A 17,785-nucleotide genomic window follows, 5' to 3' on the forward strand; every position below is an offset into this window, starting at 1 on the left:
GACCGTTAGTTGCAATTGATACGCAAACGATCCCGCCCTTACACCGCCGGCACGATCATCTCCCGCGCGATCGCACAGAACGCGGTCGTCGCGGCGCTTTCGCCGTGCAGCCGGCGACTCATGATGATCGGCGATGTCGCCGTGGGTTCCGGCAGCCGCCGGTAGACGACGCCCTTCACGCGCACGCCCTCCACGCTTTCCGGCACCAGCGACACGCCCACCTGCGCGGCAACGAGCCCGAGCGCCGTCTGCAATTCCCGCACCTCGTGCACGGCCGCCGGCACGAGCGCGCCGTCGCGCAGTGCGGACAGCTGCTGGTCCGCGAAGCTCGGCCGCGGCGTGCTCGGATAGACGATCAGCGTCTCGTTCGCGATGTCCGCGAGCGTCAGCGGCCGGTCCGGATCCGCGAGCGGATGCCCGACCGGCAGCGCCGCGATCAGCTTTTCCTCGATCAGCGCCTCGCGCACGAGCTGGTCGTCGTCGAAACGCAGGCGGCCGAATCCTACGTCGATCCGCCCGCCCTTGAGCGCACCGAGCTGTTCGAGCGTAAACATTTCGATCAGCGACAGCTCGACGTCCGGCTGCGCCTCGCGAAACGCGCGGATCACGTCCGGCAGCGCGCCATAGAGCGTCGACGGCACGAAGCCGATCACGATCCGCTTCGACAGTTGCGCGAGCCGCCGCGTCAGCGGGCCGAGCTCGTCGGCCTGGTCGACGACGCGCTTCGCCTGCGCATAGAACACGCGGCCCGCGTCGGTCAGCTTCAACGGCCGCGCGCCGCGCTCGAACAGCGCCAACCCGACCTCGTCCTCGACCGCCTGGAGCTGGCGGCTCAGCGGCGGCTGCGTCATGTGCAGCCGCTCCGCCGCTCGCGTGATGTTCATTTCTTCCGCGACGGCGATGAAGTACCGGAGCTGGCGCAATTCCATTTCATGCCTCAAAGGTATGGAAGTAGTCGGAAAGAGTGTTGGACGACGCCGGGCGGGAATTCCTACCATGTGCACCAACAGGAGGAATCGCATGATAGCAACTGCCGCCACCATCGAACGCATCGAGACGCTGCTCGTCGACGTGCCGACGATCAGGCCCCACAAACTGTCGGTCGCCACGATGAATTGCCAGACCCTCGTGCTGGTCCGTGTTCGATGCACGGACGGTATTGAAGGGGTCGGCGAAGCGACCACGATCGGCGGTCTCGCGTATGGCGAGGAGAGCCCCGAGAGCATCAAGGTCAACATCGACACCTACTTCGCGCCGCTGCTGCAAGGCATGGATGCGACGCGTCCGGGCGCCGCGATGGCACGTGCCCGCAAGCTGTTCCAGGGCAACCGGTTCGCGAAGTGCGCGATCGAAACCGCGCTGTTCGACGCGCAGGCGCGCCGCCTCGGCGTGCCGCTGTCCGAGCTGTTCGGCGGCCGAACGACCGACGCGGTCGACGTTGCATGGACGCTCGCGAGCGGCGACACGCAGCGCGACATCGCGGAAGCCGAGGCGATGCTGGAAGCGCGTCGCCATCGCGCCTTCAAGCTGAAGATCGGATCGAACGCCGTCGACGACGACGTCGCGCACGTGATCGCGATCAAGCGCGCGCTCGGCGAGCGCGGCGACGTGCGCGTCGACGTGAACCAGGCATGGACCGAAACCGATGCGATCCGGGCCGGCGCACGACTCGCGGACGCCGGCGTGAGCCTCGTCGAACAACCGATCGCGGCGACCAATCGCGCGGGGCTGAAACGCCTCACGCAGCTCGCGCAGATTCCGATCATGGCCGACGAAGCGCTGCACGGCCCCGTCGATGCGTTCGCCCTCGCGCAGGACCGCGCGGCCGACGTGTTCGCGGTGAAGATCGCGCAATCGGGCGGCCTGCTCGGCGCGGCGAGCGTCGCATCGATCGCATCGGCTGCCGGCATCGACCTGTACGGCGGCACGATGCTCGAAGGCGCGGCCGGCACGATGGCGTCCGCGCAGCTGTTCAGCACGTTCGGCTCGCTGAAATGGGGCACCGAGCTGTTCGGCCCGCTGCTGCTCACCGAGGAGATTCTCGTCGAGCCGCTGCGTTACCAGGATTTCAAGCTGCACCTGCCGGCTGCGCCCGGCCTCGGCATCACCTTCGACTGGGCCCGCATCGAACGGATGCGACGCGACGCCCGCTGACCCACACGACACGACAACCGAAACCGGAGACACAGATGAACAAGCAAGCCATCGACGCCCTGCTGAAGACCTTCGACGACGCCGCGGAAAAGCCCGGCAACCCGCGCGTGCGCGCGATCGTCAACCGGATCGTGAAGGACCTCTGCTACACGATCGAGGATTTCGACGTGCAGCCGAGCGAGTTCTGGACCGCGCTCAACTACCTGAACGAAGCCGGCCGCGAATTCGGGCTGATCGCCGCAGGCCTCGGCCTCGAGCGCTTCCTCGACGTGCGGATGGACGAGGCCGAGGAGAAGGCCGGCTTCCAGGGCGGCACGCCGCGCACGATCGAAGGGCCGTTGTATGTCGCGGGCGCACCGGAATCGGTCGGCCATGCGCGTCTCGACGACGGCACCGATCCGGGCCAGACGCTGATCATGCGCGGCCAGGTGCTCGGCCAGGACGGCGCGCCGATCGCGAATGCGCTCGTCGAGGTATGGCACGCGAACCATCTCGGCTGCTACTCGTACTTCGATCAGTCGCAACCCGCGTTCAACCTGCGCCGCTCGATCCGCACCGATGCCGAGGGCCGCTACAGCTTTCGCAGCGTGCTGCCGGTCGGCTACAGCGTGCCGCCGGGCAGCAAGACCGAGCAGTTGCTCGACCAGCTCGGCCGCCACGGCCATCGTCCGGCGCACATCCACTTCTTCGTTTCGGCGGACGGATATCGTAAGCTGACGACGCAGATCAACATCGAAGGCGATCCGCACATCTGGGACGACTTCGCATTCGCGACCCGCGAAGGGCTGATCCCGAAGGTCAAGCAGGCCGAGGGCGCGGAAGGCAAGCCGTATGGCGTCGACGGGCAGTTCGCGCTGATCGACTTCGATTTCTCGCTGCTCGAGGACAAGCAGGACGTGCCGGCGAGCGAAGTCGAGCGGGCGCGTGCGCGGGCCTGAGCGGCCGTCCCGTTCGACGAATCGACAACGCAAGGAGTGCAGAATGCTGTTTCATGTGGAGATGACCGTCCGTCTGCCGGCGGACATGGATCCGGTCAAGGCGGCCACGCTGAAGGCCGAAGAAAAGGCGATGTGCCAGCGGCTGATGAACGAAGGCGTCTGGCGACATCTGTGGCGGATCGCGGGGCAGTATGCGAACGTCAGTATCTTCGATGTCGAGAGCGTGCAGCAGTTGCATGACCTGTTGAGTCAGCTGCCGTTGTTTCCGTATATGGAGATGGAGGTGCGGGCGCTGTGTCGGCATCCTTCTTCCATTCGGGACGACGATCGGTGATTTCCGTGCGACCCGTGCTGCCGGTTATCCGGCGCATGGGTCGCCGCTTCCCCGCCATTTCCCGCCATTTCCCGCCTCGGCTTTCGCGAGAAGCTGACGTGGCCGCACTCACTTGGGGATGTCTCCCGTCATCTGAAGTCCATTCGACATCAATCCAATACGTAGCGGCTTATCCGGATCGAGCTTCTTTTTCTCGACGACTCTTTTCCAGTCTCCGGCGACGCCGGGAACGCGATACAACGCAACGACCGCCACATACTCCGTCTCGCGCTGCAGCGGTTGCGACAAGCTGGAAGAAGCCCCGGGGTTCACAACCGTCGACATGTCGGCTTGCATATCCTGGGCCAGCACAGTCCGATCGCTCTTCAACAGATCGTCGTACGATGCCGCATCGAACATCTTGCGATCCTTCAACTGGTAGACGCGAACGACAACCGACGCCGATCGTCCCGCGTCGTCCGGGTTCAGCGCCGCGCGTGCGGTCAGGTCGACATCAAGCACCTTGACCTGCTTGAAGAACACTGCGCGGTATGCATTCGACGACGCATCCGATACCGACTGCCAAGCACCACACCCCGACAGCAGCAATACGGCGGCAGCAGTCGCCGCACTCATTCGATAGAACATGAAGACTCCGGAATCAGATTGTGCGCGGCGCGAATTGCGGGTTGGGTTGCGCCATGGGAAACGCCTCGTACACACCGAGCGCGATGTCGATCAGGCGTTCATCGACTGACGGCAACACCGTCGTCCAGCCGAGACGCGGCGCGGGAGCCGCACGTTCAACGCCGACGGTCGGGGGTGGCACGAACCGTGTCGACACGTTCATCCGCAAATGCACGTCGGCCTTGATGCCGACATACAGCTGGATAAATGCCATCACCTCTCGATGCAACCATCCGCCCGGTAACAGATCCTGGGCCTGCTTCGCATCGGCAGGTCGCAACGTCAAACGCACCGCCCGGCTGCGATACGCAAGACGCCTGCCGAGCACATACCCGCCACCGAGCCCTTTGCGCTTCCCGTCCGACAGCACATCCTCATCCGGCTTCGCCGACGTCAACGGTTTCGGTCGACCGCTACTCGTCGTCACCGCCCAGAACTCGTCGACACGAACATCGGCCCCCGGCGCGGCGAGTGCCACCACGCCGGCCAGCCCTTCCGACGTGCGCGTACGCTGAATCAGCAGCCCTAGCAACGCGAGCATCCGCGAATCCGGCAAGCCCGCCCGCAAAGGCTTGTCGCCCCATCCAAATCCCGCCAGACACAACAGGCTCTGCGAATAATCGTCGACGCCGCCGGCCCGAAAGCGCTCCGGATAGCGGTACTTCTTCCATGCGCGATACAGCAGCGTCGCCGCCCGGTGGTTGAACGGATCGAGAAACGCCTCGACCGCCTCATGCCCTTCCTCTCGCAACACGATCTCGTCGATCAGGTGCGACGGCATGGCTGCATCGACGCCATAGAGACCCATGAAGGTCGTGCGCACGGTCGGCGGCACATCGATATGCTCGTCGTCGAATTCGACTGCGGCCACCTCACCGGCCGGAAACCCCAACCGCGGACGCGGCCGGAACCGCACCGGCTCGTGTTCCAGCGTGTCGCGCGTGCCAAACCCGGGACGTTCAGGCATGCACGCCTCCAGAAGACGACAGAACTGCATGAAAGTCATCTTCGGCGCCCGCTCGAACAGCCTCACCGCCACGGTCGGCAACTCCTTCGACTCGCCTGCTTCAGCACTCATCCGACCCATCGACGCGCTCATAACGGTGCCCGCTGTGCCTTGCTGCGCGGCCACGCCGTCCGCGACCGGGACGGCAGGCTGACGATCGCCAGCTTCGTGAACAGATTGATCTCCGCATATGCGCCGAAGAACCGATGCAGCAGCTCGCCGAACAGCATCACGTCGCCCTCGCCCGAGAACGCATGCGCATCGAGCGTGACCTCGATCAGCACGCCACGCTCGACCGCCCCGCCCGACACTTCCTCGATCAATTCCTGCGATACATGCAGGATGCCGGCAAGCCGCCTCCGGTTCAGTTCCTCGTTCGTCCAGTCGTACAGCGCCAAAGCGCCACGCAACACCTCTGCGTTCATCATCGACAGGAAATTCGGCGCGAGATGCGACAGCACGCGCCACTGGAAACGATCTTCCGTCGGCGGATACGGGTTGCCCGACCTCACGAACATCTACAAGGCATTGCCCGCGTCGGCGCATTTGCTCAAGCAGCAGATGGAAGCCACGCTGCTGAAATACGAGCCGCGCATTCGTTCGATCGACATCGGAATCGTCGACAACCGCGATCCCGGAATCCTGGTCAGCTTCGAGATGACATGCCACCTGAAGAACGCCGGGCTTGTGCGCTTCGGCACCTACTTCGAACCGCCGGGGCGCCTGCGCGTCGAACGTCGCATCGACTGGTCGTGATCGCACACCGTCACTGCCCGTGCGCCAGATGCGCCGCAAACCCCACCTTCTCGGGCGCGATTCCCGCCTTCAACGTCAGCGCCGGAATCTCGTAGTCTCCCGCATTCTGCCGCCGGAACGGAATCGGTTGAGCGGTCCACAGTTCGTCGAGACGCTTGCCGAGTGCCGCACGCGTTTCGTCGAAACGCACGTCGTTCATCCGCCCCGTCCGGTAGATCACGAACGGCGGCAGCACGTCGAACCCCGGGTAATACAGGATCCCGTGCTGGATCGGGAACAGCACGTCGTCTATCGGCCCGTTGATGCCGCGCGCACTGTAGTGCGACTCCCAGCCGCCGGTCGTGACGATCACCATCGCACGCTTGCCCGCAAGCGAGCCTTCGCCGTAACGGTCGCCCCAATGCTGGTCGGAATGCTCGCCCACGCCGTACGCGAAACCGTACGCATACACGCGCTCGACCCAGCCCTTCATGATCGCCGGCATCGAGAACCACCACAGCGGGAACTGCAGGATCACTGCATCGGCCCACTTCAGCTTGGCCTGTTCGCGCACGATGTCGTCGCGCTGCGTGCCCGTCTCGAATGCACGCTTCGAATCGAGCGCGGGATCGAAGCGTGCGTCGGGCGCACCGTCCGTCACGTCGTGCGCGTCGAACGCGGCCTTCCAGTTCATCGCATACAGATCGGTCACCTGCACGGCGTGGCCGGCCGCTTCGAGATGCTCGACCGCGAAGTCCCGCAACGCGCCGTTCAACGAGCGCGGCTCGGGATGGGCATAGACGATCAGCACGTTCATGTTCATTGCTCCGTTGATTGAATGACTGCAGGATGCCGTCGCCAAAGGTATATTGGAAATGAATTCTAGATATCCCAGGTATAGTCATGAACAATCTCAGACGGCTGGACCTGAACCTGCTGGTCACGCTGGACGTGCTGCTCGCCGAGCACAACGTCACGCGGGCGGCTGAAAAGCTGAACATGTCGCAGCCGTCGGTCAGCGTGCAATTGCAGAAATTGCGCGAGCTGTTCGGCGATCCGCTGCTGCTGCCGGGGCCGCGCGGGATGCGGCCGACCGCGCGCGCGGAAACGCTGCGCGAGCCGCTGCGGGACGCGCTCGATGCGATCGAACGCGCGGTGCTGACGGCCACGCCGTTCGATCCGGCAACCGCGACGAACACATGGCGCGTGGCCGCGACCGACTATGGCGAATCGACGATCGTCCTGCCTGCACTGAACGCGCTGCGTTCGGCCGCCCCCGCTACGCGGCTCGCCGTCGTCGAACTCGCGCCGCCGCGCATCGAGCAGGATGCGGAGCGAAACGGCATCGACCTGGCTTTCCATACGACCGACGGCTCGCCGGAAGGAATGCGGCGCCTGCCGCTGTTCGTCGAGCGATACGTGCTCGTCGGCCGCGCCGGTCATCCGAAACTGAAGCGACGCCCTACGCTCGCGCAGTTCGGCGCGCTGGAACACGTGATCGTGTCGCCCGACGGCGGCGGCTTCTTCGGCGTGACGGACGAAGCGCTCGCGAAAGCGGGCGCCGCGCGGCGTGTCGTGCTGTCGGTTCCGCATTTCCTGTTCGTGATGTCGGCCGTCGCCGCCACCGACCTCGTGGCAATGCTGCCCGAGCGGCTGGTGCGCAATACGCCCGCGTTGCGCGTCGTGGAGGCGCCCGTCGAGGTCCCCGGCTACGAGATGTCGATGCTGTGGCACGAACGCGTGCATCGCGATCCGGCGCATCGATGGCTGCGGGAGACGATCGCCGCGTCGGTGTAAGCCGCGCGCGGGAACGACTCGACGCACGCTTCGACCACCCTCACCGCCGCGCTCGAACCGGTTGCGACGAACACACGTGCATTCAGCACTTGAAACCGCCTCGAACACTGTATATATTTACAGTGCTTTTGCACCATTTGACCCGAATTCCGTCACCCATGACGGACGGACTTCTGTGAGGCGACCATGTTCCAGTCATCCGCATTCGATCCCGAGCAACCCGGCTTCAACCCCGTCCACTTCGAGCGTGCCGCGCAGCGGGCGGTCGTCGATCTTCAGCGTGTCGTCGGCGGCCCTGCGCAACGCGCGCTCGGCCTGCGGCGCCGCACTCATCCGGCCGCCGTCCGCACGATGAGCTGGCAGGCGCTGCTGAACGTCGAGGAACTCGCGTTCTCGAATACCGGTTTCCTGAGCCGCAACGATCCGACGGTCGTCGACGCGTTCATCCGCCTGCGCGACAGCCGGCTGGTCGCCGCGGACGTCGAGGAGCCGGTCGACTGGCGCCGCGACGACGACGACCTGCCGGCCGTCTACCTGATCGTCAAGGCAATGCTGGAAGCGGAAGAGGAAGAGCGGGCCGAAGCGGCCTAAGGCACGCGTGCCGGTGGCAGATGGCGGTCTGCCGGAATCGCGTCGCCATGTTGCATGGCGCCGCGGTACATCCGGTCCACGCAACCGGCGTGTTGCGGGATGCCGCAACACATCGGCCGGGAAGTCGGGAGCCGTCGCGCACGCAGCGCGCTGCCGCGCGACGCACGCCGTCTCGAAACCCGGAACGCCTGCCCGTTACAGCCGAGCGGCAAGCCGCGAGCCCTGATCGATCGCACGCTTCGCATCGAGTTCGGCCGCCAGTTCCGCGCCGCCGATCAGATGCACCGAGCGTCCGGCCGCCTGAAGCGGCGCAAGCAGCGCGCGCTGCGGTTCCTGCCCCGTGCACAGCACGATCGTGTCGGCTTCGATCAGTTCGTGATCGGTACGCTGCTCGCCGTACGACACGTGCAACCCGCGCGCGTCGATCGATTCGTAGTTCACGCCGCCGATCATCTTCACCTGCTTCATCTTCAGCGTCGCGCGGTGAATCCAGCCGGTCGTCTTGCCGAGCCCCTTGCCGAGCGGCGCGGCCTTGCGCTGCAGCAGCGTCACTTCGCGCACCGGCGCCGCGACCCGCGCGCGCGTCACGCCGCCGCGCGTCGCGGCCGGATCGGTCACGCCCCACTCCGCTTTCCATTCTTCCAGATCGAGCGTCGGCGACTCGCCGTCCTGCACCAGATACTCGGCGACATCGAAACCGATGCCGCCCGCGCCGACCACCGCGACACGCTGGCCAACCGGCTGCCTGCCGGCGAGCACGTCGATATAGCTGAGCACGTTCGGCCCGTCCTGCCCGGGAATCTTCGGGTCACGCGGCGCCACGCCGGTCGCGAGCACGATCTCGTCGTAGCCGCCCGCGATCAGGTCGCTCGCGTCGACGCGGCGGTTCAGGTGCAGGTTCACGCCGGTCAGCTCGACCTGGCGGCCGAAGTAACGCAGCGCTTCGTCGAACTCCTCCTTGCCCGGAATCCGCTTCGCCATGTTGAACTGGCCGCCGATCTCCGGCGCCGCGTCGAACAGGTCGACGTGGTGGCCGCGCTGCGCGAGCACGGTCGAGCACGCGAGCCCGGCCGGGCCCGCACCCACGACCGCGATGCGCTTCGGCTGCTGCACGCGCGTGTAGACCAGCTCCGTCTCGTGGCAGGCACGCGGGTTCAGCAGGCACGACGCGATCTGGTTCTTGAACGCGTGGTCGAGGCACGCCTGGTTGCAGCCGATGCAGGTGTTGATCTCGTCGGCGCGGCCCTGTGCGGCCTTGACGACGAACTCGGCATCCGCGAGCAGCGGGCGCGCCATCGACACCATGTCCGCGCAGCCGTCCGCGAGAATCTGCTCGGCCACTTCGGGCCGGTTGATCCGGTTGGTCGTCACGAGCGGGATACCGACCTCGCCCTTCATTTTCTTCGTCACCCACGCGAACGCGCCGCGCGGCACCGACGTCGCGATCGTCGGCACGCGCGCCTCGTGCCAGCCGATCCCCGTGTTGATGATGGTCGCGCCCGCGCGCTCGACGGCCTTCGCGAGCTGCACGGTCTCGCTCCAGTCGCTGCCGTCCGGAATCAGGTCGAGCATCGACAGCCGGTAGATCAGGATGAAATCGCGCCCGACCGCGTCGCGCGTGCGCTCGACGATCTCGATCGGCAGGCGGATCCGGTTCTCGTATGAACCGCCCCACTGGTCGGTGCGCTTGTTCGTATGCACCGAGATGAACTGGTTGATCAGGTAGCCCTCGGAGCCCATGATCTCGACGCCGTCGTAGCCGGCCTCGCGCGCGAGCTGCGCGCAGCGGACGAACGCGCGGATCTGACGCTCGACGCCGCGCGCGCCGAGTTCATGCGGCGCGAACGGAGAAATGGGCGACTTGATCTTCGACGGCGCGACCGCGAACGGGTGGTAGCCGTAGCGGCCGGTATGCAGGATCTGCAGCGCGATCTTGCCGTCGTCCGCATGCACGGCGTCGGTGACCACGCGATGCCGCCGCGCGCCGGCCGACGTCATCAGCGTGCCGCCGAACGGCTTGGTCCAGCCGGCCACGTTCGGCGCGAAGCCGCCGGTCACGATCAGGCCGACGCCGCCGCGCGCGCGTTCGGCGAAATAGTCGGCGAGCCGCGGCAGCGTCTTGCGGCTGTCTTCGAGGCCCGTGTGCATCGAACCCATCAGCACGCGATTCTTCAGCGTGGTGAAGCCGAGGTCGAGCGGTGCGAGCAGGTGGGGAAAGGGGGTCGTCATGATCGTTCCGCGGTTGAGCGATGAATGCCATCGTAGGCCGCGCGCCGCCTTGAACGTGAGGGGGCAAACAGCCATAATGCTTGTCATTTCCGGCCAAAACGACATGACCTCCCCGCCACGCAAGGACCGCCTCGGGCTACGCCGGCCGACGATTCCAGTTGCCTATACGCGCCTGCTGCTGCAGGCGCTGGCCGCACGCGGCGTCGATCTGGCCGCGGTGCGCGCGGGCACCGGGCTGCGCGACGCGGTGTTGGCCGAACCGGACGCGCGCGTCGCGCCGTCGCAATGGGGCCGGCTCGTGCTCAACGCGATCGAGATCGGCGGCGACCCGGGCATCGGCCTCGCGTTCGGCCTGCTGCTGAAGCCGACCGTGCACGGCTTCCTCGGCTATGCGACGCTGACCGCGCGGGACATCCGCGACGCGCTGGTCGTCACGCAGCGCTACTTCCGGATGCGCAACCGTCAATATCGGCTGATCTACGCGGAGGACGAACGTGGCGCGACGCTCGAACTGCACGGCGTGCAGGCAAGCCCCGTGCTGCAGCATCACGTGATGTTCGAGTTCGTGTTGACCGGGCTCGCGCAGAACGTCTCGCAATGGTCCGGACGCGCGTCGCCGCCGATTGCGCTGCGCTTCACGTGGCCGGAGCCCGATTATTTCGCGCGTTACCGCGACCAGTTGCCGCCGGTCGAATTCGGCTGCCCGGCGAATGCGCTGTGGATCGCACGCGACGTGCTCGACTGGCCGCTGCCGCTCGCCGACGAAGTCGCGCACCGGCAGGCGCTCGTGCAGGTCGAGCGCGAGTATGCGCAGGTGCGCCAGGAGGAAGGCGATCTCGTCGAGCGCGTGCGTGCCGAACTGGCGCGCACGGCCGGCGACTATTCGAGCCCGGAGGCGCTCGCCGACGCACTGCTCGTGTCGACGCGCACGTTGCGGCGCCGGCTCGAGGACGCCGGGTCGAGCTATCGGCAACTGCTCGACGAAGCGCGGTTTCGCGACGCGAAGCAGTTGCTCGCCGCATCGGACCTCGACCTGAAGACGATCGCCGAGCGGCTGCAGTTCACCGATCCGGCGAATTTCACGCGGGCGTTCCGGCGCTGGGCCGGGCAAACGCCGAGTGCGTATCGGGAAGCAGCGGCGGGAACGGCGCGCGAATGATGCGGAAACGCGGGAGATGCGCTCGCCCGCGCATTCATCGGTATGATGAATGCCACACCAACGCGATGTCGGCTGACGCCCTCTTCCAATCATGCGCAATCACACCACGCTGATCGACGCGAGGATCGACCGTATCGATACGAACCTCATCCGCGTCAAGACCGACATCAAGCAGGTGCCGCTTTATCGCCTGACGATGCAGGATGTTTGCTACTTCATCGCGGCCGGCGACGTCGACGCCGAAGCGTTCAAGCAGGTGGATCGGTTGAAGCCCGGCATGGCCGTACGCGCATGCGTCTTCGACGACCGCGGCCGTCGCCGGATCGCATGGATCAGAAGCCACGATCTGGCGATCGCGCCCTACGATGCATTCGCCCAGAAAGACCGCAACCTGTCGCTGCTCACCTGGGCGTCGTGCGTGTTCATCCTGAGCCTGTTGATCGGCGGCGCCGCGTTCAAATCGGGCTGGGCGCTCGTCCTCGCACTGACCGTGTTCGCGAGCATCATCAGCATGCTGGGCACGCTGCTCGCGATTGCCGGCCTGTCCGAATGGGTGTTCCGGCCGCAGCGGCGCGAAGCCAGGGAACAGTGGCAATGCCAGCCGTCCCGTTTCACGATCGAACGGAGCAACGCATGACCGATCGCTCCATGCGGATTGCGTCCGGCAGCGTCATGTCGGTCAGCCAGAAAACGATCAATACGAAGGTCTGGAGCAATAACCTCGGCTGGACCACGCAAAGCATCGAGGAGATCGCTCTTCGGCTCGACGCGTTCGACGCGCCGCTTACGCTCAGGACAAGCGGGACGCGCAACCTCTTCCTCGTCGCGGGCGATCAGCTGAATGTCGCCTATGCCGAAGGCCTCGATAGCCTGGCAATCTACGGAATCCGCAACGTCACCGACGGCTCGGTGTATCTCGTTCGCCCCGCGCGGGTCGCCGGCGCCCGAACCGATGTAGCCGTGACGATCGGCGCGCTGATCTGCCTGACGCTCGTCACCGGCATCCTGTCCGCCGTGCAACGCAGTACCGACGGCATGCTCGACATATTTGCGTGGTTCGGTGCAGCCGTGATCGGCTTCTTCGTGGCGAGTACGATCCTGCGCTCGGTGTTCGGTCTGATCGTGTGGCCCGAAATTCGACGGCTCAAGCAACCGGGCGGCAAACGCGAGATGAATGCCGCCAGGAACGCGCTCTCGCTCGCGCCGGAGGATACGCCGCGCATCCGCTTCATCTGAGCCGACGTCGGCGAGACCGCTTCAGTCGCCGACGTCAATCCGCGCGCCACCGTCCCCGCCGCCCGCCTCGATCCGCACCTCGCCGGTCGCGGCGACGATCGCGTCATACACGTCGTCCGTCACGCACACCACCGGCACCGCAATCCCATACAGTTCGGCAGCCACGATCGCACCGATCGAGATGATCAGGTCCCGCTCCTTCAGCACGATCCCGATCGGCCCCGTGCCGTTGCGCACTGCTTCCGCGAGCACGCTGCTGCTCGAGCTCGAACCCTTCGCGTGCGGCATCACCATGATCCGACCGGCCAGGCTCGCGCCGGCCTGCGGATGCCCGCGATCGACGATCCGCCCCGCGCCCGAGTCGTAGCCGCCCCAGAAGCTGAGCGGCTTGTCGAGCACGATCGTGTTCGCGCACACGCTGCCCTGCACGAGCGTGTCGCCCGTCAGTTTCCCGATCGTTGCTTCAGTCATCGAATCGCACCCTTCCTTCGAACGCGGAGCGCACGCACTCGCGCATGCTGCCGTACGCCACCGTGACGCCAATGTTCGCGGGCGCATACGACGCCCACTTCCCCGAGTTCGTCATCACCAGGCCCGACAGCTGTTTCATCACCGGCGTGATGTACGTGCAGGTGTCGACGACGATCTGGATGCCGCGCGCGTCGAACTTGTCCGCGAGCCCGAGCTCGCCCAGCTCCCACAGAATGAAGCGGCTCGTGTTCACGTAGAAATCGCACGTCAGCTTGCCGTCGAACTGATCGAGCAGCGCGTCGAGCGTGCGGAATTCGGCCAGCGAGAAATGCGGCGTGCCGAGTGCGACCGCGACGAGCGCATCGCCGGCCGCGCCATGATTCAGCGTGCGGCGGATCTCGTCGAGATCGGCCATCGCGACCTCGACCGTTCGCTGCGCCGCCTGCCCGTGCAATGCGGCATCGAGCGTCGGCGCCTCGGGCGTGACGCCCACCGCATGAAACAGCGCGACGGCCCCGCTCGATGCGGCGGCCGCGCCGAGCGCCTTGAGTTCGTCTTCGGTGGTGTCGACGGGCAATCCGACGATCGCCGGCACGATCGCGCCCGCGATCCTGCCGATCAGCAACCCGAGCGCCGCAAAATAGATGTCGCGCGACGGCCGGTTGCCGAAGTCCGGCGCGTTGAACACGATCCGCGCCGCGCGATTCGATTCGACGTGCAGGCCCGCATACGGCGCGCGTCCGGTGATCGCGGCGGCCAGGTCGAGAAAGTCGCCGTAGCGGCTGGTGCGCGCACCGAGCACCGAATTCGCGAACACGATCGCATTGGATTCGGCCCACGCGATCTGCTCGCCGACGCGCGGACGATGCTTCAGCTGATACGGCGCGCACGTGAAGCTCGATTCGCAGCCGAGTTGCAGGTGCGCATCCATCAGGCGCTGCGCGTCGCGCTGGATCGTGCGGTCGCCGTGATACAGCTCGGGATGGATCAGGTCGAGCGACCCGACGTTCAGGGTGGTCGGCACCGCGACTTGCGCGCCGGTATCGACGAAATACTCGACGAAGTCGAGGCTCGTCCGGCCGTGGTAAAGACAACCGTCGATATGCGCGGACGTGATGTCGATCAAGTGCGGCGCCGACATGACCTCGGCCGTGCGCGCGACGATCCGCATCGCGCGCGCGACGCCGTCGCCGAATGCGCCGCGCAACATCGCGTCGTCACGCTCGCTCAACTGCAGCATGGGGGTGCTCCTCGTGTCTCGTCCGGTGGATCCGGATCGCTTTCGTCATACTACCGCGCGCATTGCGCCTATCGCTGCGCCGTCAGGCTGAAGAGTTCGTCGCGCAGCGCCTTGGCCCGGCTGCGGCCGAACTGCGTCTCGAACTCGTCCTGCGCGGCCTGCCACGCGACTTTCGCCTGCGCGTAGGTACGCTCGCCGAGCTTCGTCAGGCTGAGCGCATGCGCGCGCGCGTCATGCTCGGACGCGGCCGCGGCGACGAATCCGTCGCGCTGCAGCGGCTTCAGCGCGCGCAACAGCGTCGTGCGATCCATCACCAGTCTATCGGCAAGTTCGCTCATCACCAGGCCGGGCCGGCGCGACAGGTTCGCCATGATCGAGAACTGCGCGGGCGTGACGCCAACCGGGGCCAGATGCCGCTCGTAGAGTTGCGTGACGAAGCGCGCCGCCTGACGCAGCGCGAGGCAATTGCAGGCCTGGGCCATCTGGATATCGTTCATGATCGGCAATTTATATGTGCATATGCATAAAGTCAATGTACACTGCGCCGTAACATGGCCGGGCCGGTCGCGTGCATCGGGCGCCCCGCCATCGCCCCGAGGAGACGGACATGGACTACATCGACAAGCTGCGGATCTTCCGGTCGGTGGTGGAAACGCGCAGCTTCACGCGCGCCGCCGACATGCACGGCCTCGCGCGGCCGGTCGTGTCGCGGGCGGTCGCGGATCTGGAGGCGCGCTTCGGCAGCCGCCTGCTGCACCGGACCACGCGCCAGGTCTCGCTGACCGAAACCGCCGAACGCATCTACGAACGCTGCGCGGCCGTGCTCGACGAACTCGACTCGATGGAAGCGCAGGCACAGTCGCACACGCGCGAGCCCGAAGGGCTGCTGCGCCTCGTCGCGCATACGACGGCCGCGCTGAACCGGCTCGTGCCGCTGATCGCCGGCTTCAAGGCCGCGCATCCGAAGGTGCGCCTCGACGTCACGCTAACCGAGCGCCCGGTCGACCTCGTCGGCGAAGGCTACGACATCGGCATCGTCGTGCCGTACATGCTGACGAGCGAGACGACCGTCGTGCGGCTGGTCGAACGCATTCCCGTGGTGATCGTCGCGACCCCGGCGTACCTGCGCGCGCACGCGCGCCCCGACACGCCGGCCGCCCTCGCCGATCATGCATTCGTACCGATGTCGCCGTCGCTGCGCCGGCCCGCGCTGTCGTTCCGCGTCGACGGCGACCTGCTGACCGTGCCGCTGAGCTTCGACATCTCGTCGAACAGCCCCGTCTTCAACCGTGAAATGGTGATGCACGACTTCGGCATCGGCGTCGTGCCGAGAACGCTCGTCGAGGCCGAACTCGCGTCGGGCGCGCTCGTGCAGTTGCTCGAAGGCGCCGATCTCGTCGACGCGTTCGTGGAGATCAAGCTCGCCTACGCGAACCGCGCGCTGCTGCCCGCGAAGGTCCAGGCGTTCATCGACTACACGGCCGCGTATTGCGACCGCGAAGGCTGGATCGTTCCGGCCGCGGCCTGATCCGGCACGGAACGCGCCGTTCTGCCGCCGATTGGTACAGCCACGACACCAATCTGATCCTGCCCCGCCGCTCGCTTCGCCTCGCATTGCCGCCTAACATGTGCACATGCACACGACCATGCTTACCGATGACGATTGCTTCGCGGTTCGGCAAGCCGCCCGGCGAATCTCGCAGTTCTACGAGCGCTACCTGTCGCGGGCGGGCGTCACGCCGTCGCAGTACAGCATTCTCGCGCTGCTGCGCGAGCGCCCGGGCCTGACGATGGCGACGCTATCGGCGGTGCTGGTGATCGAGCGCACGGCGCTCTTGCGCGCACTCAAGCCGCTGGTCGGCGCGGCGCTCGTGACGGGCCGGATCGAGCCGCGTTGCCGCCCCCGGACGTTCGCGCTGACCGCACACGGCGAAACGAAGATCGCCGACGCGCATGTGCACTGGCTCGCCGCGCAGGAGGCGTTCGAGCAGCAATTCGGGCCGGCCCGGGCGGCCCGCCTCAGAGACGAATTGTTCCGGATCACGCACAACCTGCCGGAACGCTAACCCCTTCCCCGATCGGCGACGCATCGTCGGTCGCCTCAATTAGTGCATATACATAGGTGAATCGATGGAAACGACCCCAGCCGCTGCCTCCCGCGAGGCAGCCACAATCGACCGGCCGGCCAGGCAGCGCCGCGTGCCGTGGATGCGCATCGCGGTGGGCGCGGTGATCGTCGTGGTGGCCGCTGCCGCGCTCGACTGGCTGTTCGTGCTGCGCTTCCAGGAAAGCACCGACGACGCGTATGTCGGTGGCGACGTCACGGTGCTCGCGCCCAAGGTGAACGGCTTCGTCGACAAGATCCTCGTGACCGACAACCAGCGCGTGAAGACCGGCGACGTGCTCGTGCAGCTCGATGCGCGCGACTACGACGCGAAGCTCGCGCAAGCCGCCGCGGAAGTCGACAGCGCGCGCTCCGCGGTGTCCGAACTCGAAGCGAAGCAGCAACTGCAGTACGCGGTGATCGGTCAGCATGCGGCGGACAGGAATGCATCGTCGGCCGAGCTCACGCGCGCGTCATCCGACCGCGTGCGCTACCGCGAGCTCGTCAAATCCGATGCGGTGTCGAACCAGATCGTCGAACGTGCGGATGCCGACTATTCGAAAGCGGATGCCGCCGTCGCACGCAGCGACGCCGCGCTGCTCGCATCGAAGCGGCAGCTCGACGTGCTCGGCGCGCAGCTCGCCGATGCGCGGGCCCGCGTGAACACGGCACTCGCCGCGCAACGCGTCGCGGCGCTGAACGTCGAATACACGACGATCCGCTCGCCGGTCGACGGCTACGTCGGCAACCGCACGGGCCGCGTCGGGATGCTCGCGAACGTCGGCGTGCCGCTGCTGACGGTCGTGCCCGCGTCGGGGCTATGGATCGATGCGAACTTCAAGGAGGACCAGCTTCGCAAGATGCACGCGGGCGATCGCGTCGACGTGTCGCTCGATGCGTCGAGCGCGCGCCTCCACGGCCGCGTCGACAGTCTCGCGCCGGCGACCGGCGCGACCTTCAGCGTGCTGCCGCCCGAGAACGCGACCGGCAACTTCACGAAGATCGTCCAGCGCGTGCCGGTGCGCGTGCATCTCGATCCGCAACCGGGCATCGAGCACGTGCTGCGCCCCGGCCTGTCCGCGGTCGTAACCGTGCACACCGGCCGCGCGAACTGAACGGGAGCCG

The 17,785-nt window shown here is 66.5% G+C and carries 19 protein-coding genes and 2 pseudogenes; 12 read left to right on the forward strand and 9 right to left on the reverse strand.

Going from position 1 to position 17,785, the window contains the following annotated elements; translation table 11 throughout:
• Positions 1 to 38 precede the first annotated feature (38 nt).
• Entirely contained in the window at positions 39 to 929 is an 891-nt protein-coding gene (locus DIE15_RS04615; RefSeq protein WP_057924109.1) for a LysR family transcriptional regulator, read from the reverse strand.
• Positions 930 to 1,020: 91 nt separating this feature from the next.
• Between DIE15_RS04615 and DIE15_RS04620 the strand changes: the two genes are divergently transcribed.
• Genes DIE15_RS04620 through catC form a run of 3 tightly spaced genes read left to right on the forward strand, consistent with a single transcriptional unit; the run spans position 1,021 to position 3,426 of the window.
• Positions 1,021 to 2,154: a muconate/chloromuconate family cycloisomerase gene (locus tag DIE15_RS04620; protein WP_124832492.1), complete on the forward strand. Its 1,134-nt coding sequence runs from the start codon at positions 1,021 to 1,023 to the stop codon at positions 2,152 to 2,154.
• 35 nt (positions 2,155 to 2,189) lie between these two features.
• Entirely contained in the window at positions 2,190 to 3,092 is a 903-nt protein-coding gene (gene catA / locus DIE15_RS04625; protein ID WP_124832493.1) for a catechol 1,2-dioxygenase, read from the forward strand.
• Positions 3,093 to 3,135: 43 nt separating this feature from the next.
• Positions 3,136 to 3,426 carry a muconolactone Delta-isomerase gene (gene catC, locus DIE15_RS04630; RefSeq protein ID WP_059237400.1) on the forward strand — a complete coding sequence of 97 codons (291 nt, stop codon included), beginning with the start codon at positions 3,136 to 3,138 and terminating at the stop codon, positions 3,424 to 3,426.
• 108 nt (positions 3,427 to 3,534) lie between these two features.
• Here catC and tssJ read toward each other — a convergent pair whose 3' ends face one another.
• The 3 genes and pseudogenes from tssJ to DIE15_RS04645 all read right to left on the reverse strand — a co-directional run.
• A complete protein-coding gene (gene tssJ / locus DIE15_RS04635) occupies positions 3,535 to 4,053 on the reverse strand; it encodes a type VI secretion system lipoprotein TssJ (protein WP_124832494.1) in 519 nt (172 codons plus the stop codon).
• Positions 4,054 to 4,066: 13 nt separating this feature from the next.
• Positions 4,067 to 5,191 (reverse strand): type VI secretion system baseplate subunit TssG, encoded by a 1,125-nt coding sequence (tssG, locus tag DIE15_RS04640; protein WP_124832495.1) that lies wholly within the window; start codon positions 5,189 to 5,191, stop codon positions 4,067 to 4,069.
• Positions 5,188 to 5,592: pseudogene (locus DIE15_RS04645) on the reverse strand (type VI secretion system baseplate subunit TssF); the annotation flags it as partial. The pseudogene DIE15_RS04645 and the gene tssG, both read right to left, overlap by 4 nt.
• Here DIE15_RS04645 and DIE15_RS04650 point away from each other — a divergent pair.
• Positions 5,588 to 5,854, forward strand: a pseudogene (locus tag DIE15_RS04650) (type VI secretion system baseplate subunit TssE); the annotation flags it as partial. The pseudogenes DIE15_RS04645 and DIE15_RS04650 overlap by 5 nt on opposite strands.
• A gap of 10 nt (positions 5,855 to 5,864) precedes the next feature.
• Here the strand turns inward: DIE15_RS04650 and DIE15_RS04655 are convergent.
• Positions 5,865 to 6,650, reverse strand: a complete 786-nt coding sequence (locus DIE15_RS04655) for an NAD(P)H-dependent oxidoreductase (protein WP_124832496.1) — start codon at positions 6,648 to 6,650, stop codon at positions 5,865 to 5,867.
• Positions 6,651 to 6,736: 86 nt separating this feature from the next.
• Between DIE15_RS04655 and DIE15_RS04660 the strand changes: the two genes are divergently transcribed.
• Positions 6,737 to 7,630: a LysR family transcriptional regulator gene (locus tag DIE15_RS04660; RefSeq protein WP_057925735.1), complete on the forward strand. Its 894-nt coding sequence runs from the start codon at positions 6,737 to 6,739 to the stop codon at positions 7,628 to 7,630.
• 186 nt (positions 7,631 to 7,816) lie between these two features.
• Positions 7,817 to 8,221 (forward strand): DUF2471 family protein, encoded by a 405-nt coding sequence (locus DIE15_RS04665; RefSeq protein ID WP_057925736.1) that lies wholly within the window; start codon positions 7,817 to 7,819, stop codon positions 8,219 to 8,221.
• A gap of 195 nt (positions 8,222 to 8,416) precedes the next feature.
• On the opposite strand, the gene DIE15_RS04670 is transcribed toward DIE15_RS04665, so the two are convergent.
• Positions 8,417 to 10,450: an NADPH-dependent 2,4-dienoyl-CoA reductase gene (locus DIE15_RS04670; protein WP_124832497.1), complete on the reverse strand. Its 2,034-nt coding sequence runs from the start codon at positions 10,448 to 10,450 to the stop codon at positions 8,417 to 8,419.
• A 76-nt stretch (positions 10,451 to 10,526) separates the two neighbouring features.
• Here DIE15_RS04670 and DIE15_RS04675 point away from each other — a divergent pair, with 76 nt between their 5' ends.
• From DIE15_RS04675 to DIE15_RS36860, 3 genes are all read left to right on the forward strand, one after another.
• Positions 10,527 to 11,609 (forward strand): AraC family transcriptional regulator, encoded by a 1,083-nt coding sequence (locus DIE15_RS04675; RefSeq protein WP_124832498.1) that lies wholly within the window; start codon positions 10,527 to 10,529, stop codon positions 11,607 to 11,609.
• A 91-nt stretch (positions 11,610 to 11,700) separates the two neighbouring features.
• Positions 11,701 to 12,246 carry a hypothetical protein gene (locus DIE15_RS04680; protein ID WP_057925739.1) on the forward strand — a complete coding sequence of 182 codons (546 nt, stop codon included), beginning with the start codon at positions 11,701 to 11,703 and terminating at the stop codon, positions 12,244 to 12,246.
• Positions 12,159 to 12,845 carry a hypothetical protein gene (locus tag DIE15_RS36860; RefSeq protein ID WP_242431789.1) on the forward strand — a complete coding sequence of 229 codons (687 nt, stop codon included), beginning with the start codon at positions 12,159 to 12,161 and terminating at the stop codon, positions 12,843 to 12,845. The genes DIE15_RS04680 and DIE15_RS36860 overlap by 88 nt, the downstream gene beginning before the upstream one ends.
• A gap of 21 nt (positions 12,846 to 12,866) precedes the next feature.
• Here the strand turns inward: DIE15_RS36860 and DIE15_RS04690 are convergent, their stop codons facing one another.
• The 3 genes from DIE15_RS04690 to DIE15_RS04700 form a co-directional block, all read right to left on the reverse strand.
• On the reverse strand, positions 12,867 to 13,316 hold the full coding sequence (locus DIE15_RS04690) for an aconitase X swivel domain-containing protein (protein WP_124832499.1): 450 nt from the start codon (positions 13,314 to 13,316) through the stop codon (positions 12,867 to 12,869).
• Positions 13,309 to 14,556 (reverse strand): aconitase X, encoded by a 1,248-nt coding sequence (locus DIE15_RS04695; protein WP_124832500.1) that lies wholly within the window; start codon positions 14,554 to 14,556, stop codon positions 13,309 to 13,311. The genes DIE15_RS04690 and DIE15_RS04695 overlap by 8 nt, the downstream gene beginning before the upstream one ends.
• Positions 14,557 to 14,624: 68 nt before the next feature.
• Positions 14,625 to 15,053 carry a MarR family winged helix-turn-helix transcriptional regulator gene (locus DIE15_RS04700; RefSeq protein WP_124832501.1) on the reverse strand — a complete coding sequence of 143 codons (429 nt, stop codon included), beginning with the start codon at positions 15,051 to 15,053 and terminating at the stop codon, positions 14,625 to 14,627.
• Positions 15,054 to 15,163: 110 nt separating this feature from the next.
• On the opposite strand from DIE15_RS04700, the gene DIE15_RS04705 reads away from it, so the two are divergent.
• From DIE15_RS04705 to DIE15_RS04715, 3 genes are all read left to right on the forward strand, one after another.
• Positions 15,164 to 16,084: a LysR family transcriptional regulator gene (locus DIE15_RS04705; protein WP_124832502.1), complete on the forward strand. Its 921-nt coding sequence runs from the start codon at positions 15,164 to 15,166 to the stop codon at positions 16,082 to 16,084.
• Between the two features lie 106 nt (positions 16,085 to 16,190).
• Entirely contained in the window at positions 16,191 to 16,622 is a 432-nt protein-coding gene (locus DIE15_RS04710) for a MarR family winged helix-turn-helix transcriptional regulator (protein ID WP_124832503.1), read from the forward strand.
• A 64-nt stretch (positions 16,623 to 16,686) separates the two neighbouring features.
• Entirely contained in the window at positions 16,687 to 17,775 is a 1,089-nt protein-coding gene (locus DIE15_RS04715; RefSeq protein ID WP_124832504.1) for an HlyD family secretion protein, read from the forward strand.
• Positions 17,776 to 17,785 lie beyond the last annotated feature (10 nt).

Source organism: Burkholderia sp. Bp9031, from assembly GCF_003857965.1.
GTDB lineage: Bacteria > Pseudomonadota > Gammaproteobacteria > Burkholderiales > Burkholderiaceae > Burkholderia > Burkholderia ambifaria_A.